General features: G+C 73.7%; 2 protein-coding genes and 1 pseudogene. 1 reads left to right on the forward strand and 2 read right to left on the reverse strand.

What is annotated here, in order from left to right; translation table 11 throughout:
- Window positions 1-89: 89 nt before the first annotated feature.
- The gene (locus tag PROKR_RS29525) at window positions 90-410 is read right to left on the reverse strand and encodes a DUF5808 domain-containing protein (RefSeq protein ID WP_084800781.1); all 321 of its coding nucleotides are present in this window, start codon (window positions 408-410) and stop codon (window positions 90-92) included.
- Window positions 411-568: 158 nt separating this feature from the next.
- On the opposite strand from PROKR_RS29525, the gene PROKR_RS31170 reads away from it, so the two are divergent.
- Window positions 569-1,012 carry a hypothetical protein gene (locus PROKR_RS31170; protein ID WP_051433502.1) on the forward strand — a complete coding sequence of 148 codons (444 nt, stop codon included), beginning with the start codon at window positions 569-571 and terminating at the stop codon, window positions 1,010-1,012.
- On the opposite strand, the pseudogene PROKR_RS29535 reads toward PROKR_RS31170, so the two are convergent.
- A pseudogene (locus PROKR_RS29535) lies at window positions 1,013-1,523 on the reverse strand (aminoglycoside phosphotransferase family protein); the annotation flags it as partial.

Below are 1,523 nucleotides of genomic sequence, written 5' to 3' on the forward strand. Positions count from 1 at the left end.
GTGGCGCGCTCGCCGGTCCGGGCCAGCCGCGCGCGGGCGGCCCCCCGCACCCGGACGCGCAACACCGGGATGCCCGCTCCCGTGCGGGGTTAGACGCCGACGCGGTCGCGGACCATCGCCACGACCTTGCCCATGTTGACCGCCCAGCCGACGCCGAAGACACGCGGCCCGATCACGTGCTCGGCCTCGGGGTCCCAGAGCCGCTCCTTGGCGCGCTCCATCGTGGGGAACCGGAAGTCGTACGGCACCACGGCCGCCACCTTGCCGTTCCACGTGCGCTCCTCCTCCGGGAGGCGCAGCTCCTTGACGACCGCCGCGACCGCCAGTCCGATGGTCACGAGGGTGACGAACCGCTTCAGGCCGCCTCCGCGGTGCTTGTCCTGGCCACTGCCCGACTTGCTGGAGCCCACGACGTCCTCCGGTCCTCGCGGCACCGCCGCTGATCGCGGTGCCTGTCGCCACCATCCTGGGCCACCGTGCAGGAGGTCGCGAACGCAGCGGGAGGCGATCCGGGACCGGTCCGGACGGTCCCGGTGGGTGTCCGAGGCGGGTGGCATGCTCGGTGCTCATGGGCCTGATCACCGACTACTTCATCGCCGGCTCCGACACCGAGGCGGCACGGTTCCTCGACGGCGGCGTCCACGGCGCCGGGCTCGACGAGGACGACCTGCACGCGGCCAAGGGCATCGATCCCTTCGTCATGCTCGGCACCCTTGAGACGGCGCTGACCGAGCTGCCGTACGCCGAGATCTCCGGGGACCGGACGCCACCGGTCGGTATGGGCGCCAGCGACGGGTCCGGCATCGTACGGGTGCGCGGCACGCTCACCGCCGCCCTCGCCGACCTGGACCCGGGCCGTGTGCCCGAGGTCGCGGAGTCCTGGGGCAGCACCGAGGAGTTCGGTCCGGACGCGGACAAGGAGGCGGTCGCGGATTTCCTCCGGGGCATGAAGGGGCTGGCACGGCGCGCGGTGGCGCAGGGGCGGGCGATGTACTGCTGGTTCTCTGTGTGATCAGCCCAGCGCGTCGAGCAGGCGGGCGCACCGCGGCGGGTCCTGCGTGAGACCGTGCTCCAGGCCCCACAGCCGGTAGTCGGTGATCCGCCAGACCGCCCACGCCCGTGCCAGACCCTCGTCGAGCCCGGCGGTCTCGACGAGCACGTCGAACCAGCGCGGGATCTCCTGGTCGGACATCTCGTCGACCCGGTGCCAGAGCACGTTCACCGCCGTCCGCTCCGCGTCGCCGCGCCGCAGCACCGGGTCGACGACGCACCATCGGCCGCCGCCGTCCCGCAGCACCTGGTCGAAGTGCACGTCGGCGTTCACGGCGACCGGGACCCGGTCACCGGCGAGGATCACGGCCGCGGCATCGACCGCGCGGTCGAGGACTCCCCCGTCGAACGGCCGGCCCAGGCGTTCCCAGACGGGTCGCTGCAGCGGGGTCAGGGTCGCGACGTCGTCGGCCGTGTGCCCGACGCCGGCCGCGACGTCGTCGGCCGCCGGGACCGCGAGGCGGCGGGCGATC

Source organism: Promicromonospora kroppenstedtii DSM 19349 (assembly GCF_000515355.1).
Lineage (GTDB): Bacteria > Actinomycetota > Actinomycetes > Actinomycetales > Cellulomonadaceae > Promicromonospora > Promicromonospora kroppenstedtii.